General features: G+C 29.9%; 4 protein-coding genes and 3 rRNA genes. All 7 read left to right on the plus strand.

The window, feature by feature from the left end:
* Nucleotides 1-117, plus strand: a 23S ribosomal RNA gene (locus Ctaglu_RS24135); the annotation flags it as partial.
* Nucleotides 118-185: 68 nt separating this feature from the next.
* A 5S ribosomal RNA gene (rrf, locus tag Ctaglu_RS24140) occupies nt 186-302 on the plus strand.
* Nucleotides 303-546: 244 nt separating this feature from the next.
* Complete coding sequence (locus tag Ctaglu_RS24145; RefSeq protein ID WP_125006556.1) at nt 547-1236, plus strand: response regulator transcription factor; 690 nt, start codon at nt 547-549, stop codon at nt 1234-1236.
* On the plus strand, nt 1233-2300 hold the full coding sequence (locus Ctaglu_RS24150; protein WP_207669521.1) for a sensor histidine kinase: 1068 nt from the start codon (nt 1233-1235) through the stop codon (nt 2298-2300). Before Ctaglu_RS24145 ends, Ctaglu_RS24150 begins: the two co-directional genes overlap by 4 nt.
* Before the next feature lie 200 nt (nt 2301-2500).
* Nucleotides 2501-3190, plus strand: a complete 690-nt coding sequence (locus tag Ctaglu_RS24155) for an ABC transporter ATP-binding protein (protein WP_125006558.1) — start codon at nt 2501-2503, stop codon at nt 3188-3190.
* Entirely contained in the window at nt 3183-5687 is a 2505-nt protein-coding gene (locus tag Ctaglu_RS24160; protein WP_185732958.1) for an FtsX-like permease family protein, read from the plus strand. Before Ctaglu_RS24155 ends, Ctaglu_RS24160 begins: the two co-directional genes overlap by 8 nt.
* Before the next feature lie 584 nt (nt 5688-6271).
* A 16S ribosomal RNA gene (locus Ctaglu_RS24165) occupies nt 6272-6357 on the plus strand; the annotation flags it as partial.

Raw genomic sequence — 6357 nt, forward strand, 5'->3', positions numbered from 1 at the left:
CGTGCGTAAGCACGGTGTTAGTAAGACTCCTGGAAGAACACCAGGTTGATAGGTTAGAGGTGTAAGCATGGTAACATGTTCAGCTGACTAATACTAATAAGTCGAGGGCTTGACCTTAATATATATAAAGCGTAAGCGAGAAGATAATTTCACTGTGCAATTTTGAGAGAATATAATTTTCTCAATCTGGTGATTATGGCATGAAGGTAACACCCCTTCCCATACCGAACAGGTCGGTTAAGCTTCAATGCGCCAATGGTACTGCAGGGGTAACTTTGTGGGAGAGTAGGTCGTCGCCAGGTAAGCAAAAAACCACTAAGTTTAACTTAGTGGTTTTTATTTTGCGTAAATATAATTACAATACTTAATAAAATAGATTTGTATTAAAACCCTACTTTAGCATAAAGTAGGGTTTTAAGTTTTGGCGACATTTTAGAAGGAAAGCGTGGAAATTTCACTTATAACTTGTATGGAATAATACTTTTACTTTTGATACAATAATAAGAGGTAATAATTAACTAATTTGTAATGGAAGGGACTGTGCATATGCAAAACATTCTTATTGTAGAAGATGATGTTATGTTGAATAATGGAATATGCTTTAATATTAATGCAGATGGTTTCAAAACCGAATCCGCATTCACTTTAGAGGAAGCTTACATAAAATTAAAAAATGATAAAATTGATATGATAATACTTGATGTTAATTTGCCGGATGGTAGTGGTTTTGATTTTTGCATAAAAGTGAGAGAAACTTCAAGTGTGCCTATATTGTTTCTTACAGCTTGTGATATGGAAATTGATATTATTACAGGGTTTAAATTAGGTGGGGACGATTATGTTACAAAACCTTTTAATTTAGGTATTTTGAGAGAAAGAATTTTAGCTATATTTAGGAGATATAACATAGAAACAAAGGAGAATACTGATTTTATAATAGATGACATGGTATTTAATTTTGAAAAGATGGCAATTTTGAAAGGTGGTAATAATCTTGCATTAACACCTACAGAATTTAAAATTTTAAAGGTGTTGCTGATTAATAAGGGACAAGTACTAACAAGGAGAGTGTTAATGGAAGAGCTTTGGGATAAGGATTTAAATTTTGTTGATGAGCATGCACTTACAGTTAATATCAATAGATTAAGGGCTAAGCTTGAGGAGGAGCCATCATCACCTAAGTATATTAAAACTGTGTATGGTATGGGTTATATTTGGGCAGGTGATATAGTGTGAGGGATATAAAAAAAAATTCAATGAATAAAATCTATAGTATATATATTTTGATTTTTGTTTCTATAAGTATTTTGTTTTTTTTGTATTTAGGTAGATCATATAATACAATACTGAAAATTAATCCTAATTTAGTTTATGATTTAAATAATTTTAGAATTTCTATAATAGCTTTTTTGTTTATATTTTTAGTTATAGCTATAAGTTTTATATGGCTTACAAGCATTAAAGTGGTGAAATTTTATAATAATCTCTGTGAGGTTATTGATAATGTAATAGCTAAAAAAGAAAATACGACTTTTGATACAGATAAAGAAACCTTATTATCAAAATTTGAAAACAAGATTAAGCAGCTAATAGATATGGTGGAAAGTCAAAGAGCGGAGTTTAACAGCGAACGAAACAAGCTTAAAAGTATAATATCAGATATTTCTCATCAGGTAAAAACACCGCTAGCTAACATAACTATGATTAATGAAACTTTAATTGAGAGAGAGTTAACAAAAGCGCAAGAAAAAGAGTTTTTGAAAAATATGAAATTTCAAATAGGAAAACTGCAGTGGCTTATAGAAGCTCTTATAAAAATGTCTAGACTTGAAACGGGTATAATAGTTTTAAATAAAGAAAAATTACCGCTTAGTGAAACTATAGCCCAAGTAGTTGGAAGTGTATATCTTAAAGCACAGAAAAAAAACATACATATTGAAATAAAATGTGATGAGACTATTATGCTATGTCATGATAAAAAATGGACAACTGAAGCTATATTTAATATTGTAGAAAATGCTGTTAAATATACTGAGTATGGTGGGAATATAAATATTGAAGTTGTACCTTTAGAAATTTTTACTGAAATTAATATAAGTGATGATGGAATTGGAATATTAGAGGAAGAGATAAACAATATATTTAAACGATTTCACAGAGGGCGTGAAGTGCAACAAATAGAAGGCGTAGGTATTGGACTATATTTAACCAGAGAAATCATAAGTAAGCAAGGCGGATACTTAAAAGTTAAATCTGAAAAAGATATTGGAAGTAAGTTCTCTGTATTTTTGCAGAATTAAATATAACAATATTGTGATATTTAATATATATTTTGTGAGGAGTTTGTTACATTGTTTTGTTAGGATATATTTATAGCCATTATTTAGTAATTAAGTATGAAATCATGATTCATAGTGGTTTTCTAGATTAATAGTTACCGTAAATTTTAATTGTACTAAATTTAATCTGGCTAAAAAATATATATATGGGGGATGGGAAGATGTCGCTTTTAAAAACTGAGAATCTAAAAAAACATTATGGTAAGGATAGTAATTTGGTAAAAGCACTAGATGGAGTTAATTTTGAAGTTGAAAAGGGTGAATTTGTTGCGATTATAGGAACTTCTGGAAGTGGTAAGAGTACACTTTTACATATGCTTGGTGGATTAGATAGACCTACAGAGGGTAAAGTTATTGTTGATGGAAAAGATGTATTCAGTATGAATGAGGAACAGTTAACTATTTATAGACGTAGAAATATAGGTTTTATTTTTCAAAATTATAACCTTATACCTATACTTAATGTATATGAAAATATAGTTTTACCTATAGAACTTGATGGAAATAAAATTGATAAAGATTATATTGAGGAGATTGCGAGTATTTTAGGGTTAAGTAGCAAGCTTAATAATCTGCCTAATAATCTTTCAGGAGGACAGCAGCAAAGAGTTGCTATTGGAAGAGCAATAGCTGCCAAACCTTCTATAATACTTGCAGATGAACCTACAGGAAACTTAGATACTAAAACAGGTCAGGAGGTTTTAGGACTTCTTAAAATCACAAGTAAAAAGTTTAATCAAACAATTGTTATGATAACCCATAATGAAGAGATAGCACAGCTTGCAGATAGGATTATAAGAATTGAGGATGGCAAGATTGTGTCTTCAAGGGGGCAGATTACAAATGTTTAAAAATAATAATAGAAAAATATCCTCTAAGCTTGCCAAAAGGAGCTTTAAGGCAAATAGAACGAGAAATATTTTTGCGCTTTTAGCTATAGTACTTACAACTGTATTATTTACTGCAGTGTTTACTATTGGTATGAGTTTAATTGAGTCTATGGAAAATGCAACTATGAGGCAGGTAGGTACAAAAGCTCACGGTGGATTTAAGTACCTTACAAAAGAAGAAACAGATAAATTAAAAAAGCATCCACTTATCAAAGAATACGGAGCTACAGTTATAATATCAGATGTAGAGAATAAAGAGTTACGAAGTAATGCTGTAGAGCTGCGTTACATGGATGAAAATTGGGTAAAATGGGGATTTTGTGAGCCAACCACAGGAAAGTTACCAGAAGTGGAAAATGAAATATCTACAGCTACTTGGGTACTTGATATGCTTAATGTACCCCACAAAATTGGAGAAAAGGTCAAACTAGAGTACACTATAATGGATAAAAAATATACAAAGGACTTTGTTTTAAGTGGTTTTTGGAAAGGTGATAAAGCAATTGCAGGTGCAGGTCTTGCAATAGTTTCCAAGGAGTTTGTAGATAAAAATCTTAAAAATATGGATTTAGTTAAAAATAGGAAGGATGGAAAGTATACAGGTTTAACTGACCTTTCTGTTATGTTTGATAAGGTTTCTGATACTGAGAATAATTTGAAAAAAGTTATTAAAGATACAGGTATAAGTTTTTCAGAGGAAAGATATGCTGTAAATTGGGGGTATTTATCTACTCATGATACAGATTTATCAAATATAATTCCTTTTATAATTATAGGATTACTTATAATGTTTAGTGGATACCTCCTGATTTATAATATATTTTATATTTCAGTAGTGAAGGATACTAAATATTATGGATTATTAAAAACCATAGGCACTACTAAAAAACAATTAAAGTGTATAATACGAAAACAAGCATTTATGTTATCTTTAATTGGTATTCCAATAGGCTTATTTTGTGGGTATTTTATAGGAGTGGTTCTTGTACCTATTGCACTTAGTACTTCAAATATGAGTGATAGCACAACAATATCAATAAATCCTATTATATTTGTAGGTTCAGCATTATTTTCTTTAGTCACTGTTTTTTTAAGCTCAAATAAGCCAGGTAAGATTGCGTCTAAGGTATCACCAATTGAAGCGGTAAGATATACAGGAATAGAAATGAAAAATAAAAGTGGAATAAAAAATTCTACAAGTGGTGCAAAGCTCTACAAGATGGCTTTTTCAAATATATTTAGAAATAAGAAAAAGGCAATTATTGTTCTAGCATCCCTTTCATTAAGCATTATATTGTTTAATTTTATTTCTAGTTTAATTGGAAGTTTTAATATGGATTTATATCTTAAAGATAGCATAAGAGGTGATTTTGTTATTAGTGATTTTTCTAATTTTGGGAAAAATATATTTAATGGTGCAAATACAGTTGATGAAAAAATGTGTAATGGACTAAAAAATATTCAGGGAGTAAAAAAAGTAGATAAAATTTATTCTGGCTATGCGCATGATAAGGTTGATGCTCATAAGCTTGATGTTATGAAAAAAGCTTCTGTAAATGAAGAAGGTGTGAAAGCCAATATGCAGGGTAGAAAAGAAGTAGAAGTTCAGCTTTATGGTTTAGATAGTGGTTGTATGGATATGTATAATAAAAACACTATAATTAAAGGGGAATTTAACCTTGAAAAATTTTCAACGGGTAAATACATATTGATAAATCAAAAATATGAATGTAATTATTACGATATAGGAGATAAAATAACCCTTAATTTAAAAGATGGAGGAGAAAAAACATTTGAGGTTATGGCATTGGTAGAAATAGTGAGTACATTTGATCTTAAAATTTATACTCCATCAGGTTATAATGCATATATACCATCAAAGGAATTTACTTCATTTATTAAAAAACCAGTAATAATGACAGCGCAAATATTTATTGATAAAGAAAAAAGTAGCACTATAGAAAATCATATTAAAAAACTTCAGAGCAGCAATAAGGATTTAGAGTATCGATCAAAAAAGGATTATGAAAAGGAATATAAAAATTTTACAAAGACTTTTTCTATAATAGGCTATAGCCTTAGCGCTGTAATATTTATAATAGGTCTTATGAATTTTGTTAATACTATGCTTACAAGCATTTTGGCTAGAAAACAAGAATTTGCCATACTTGAAAGTGTGGGAATGACTCGAAAACAGCTTTTGAAAATGCTTATATTTGAAGGACTTTACTATGCTCTTATTACTATTGCTATTGTATCGACTGTTGGAATATTTATAACACATTTTGGAATAAGCTTACTTTGTAGTGGAATTACAATTTTTAAATATAATTTTAAAATTACCCCTATTGTAGTATGTTCCTTAGGATTAATGATTTTTGCTATTTTTATTCCCAAGTTGTGTTATGGGAGTGTTTCTAAAAACAGTATCATTGAAAGATTGAGAGAAAATGAATAAGGCACACGAAAAGATTTACCTGAAAGGGTAAGTCTTTTTATATATAAGCAATAACAAAGTAAGGTATAAGATAGCCAATAACATAAGCTCTAGTAAGTTGGATTAAGTGGCTAGGGATTTATTTATAATACTTAGCCTTGCGTATCGAAATGCGAAAGATAGAAATATTTATACTTATATGTAGGGATATGAAGGTAATCTAGTTAGAATATATGTGCGCTTAAATTATGCTCTTATTTATATGATACAATACTCTTTGTCGTCACGAAGCAGTGGCGAGGTATGCTAAATGTTAATTACTATTTAAAATGTTTTCAAATGAAAATTAATTTTAAAAAGCTGTTGACAAAACAAGAAATACCTAGTAGAATAGTAGAAGTCGTCACTTGATGACAAAGCAAATTGGTCTTTGAAAATTAAACAGAGAAATAGGTAAAATAGCGAAATAACATTTTGCTAGACCAGTTAATTACTTTAGATAAAAAAGTAATTTTAGTCGTAAGACTAAAAAGTATGTAATGAGCTTGCGTAACAACTTAACAGTTGTCGCAGATTATTCATTTCAAATAAAAAGTGTAAACTTTTAAATTGAGAGTTTGATCCTGGCTCAGGACGAACGCTGGCGGCGTGCCTAACACATGCAAGTCGAGCGATGAAACCCTTCGGGGTG

Origin of the sequence: Clostridium tagluense (genome assembly GCF_003865095.1) — a bacterium.
Classification (GTDB): Bacteria; Bacillota; Clostridia; order Clostridiales; family Clostridiaceae; genus Clostridium_AD; species Clostridium_AD tagluense.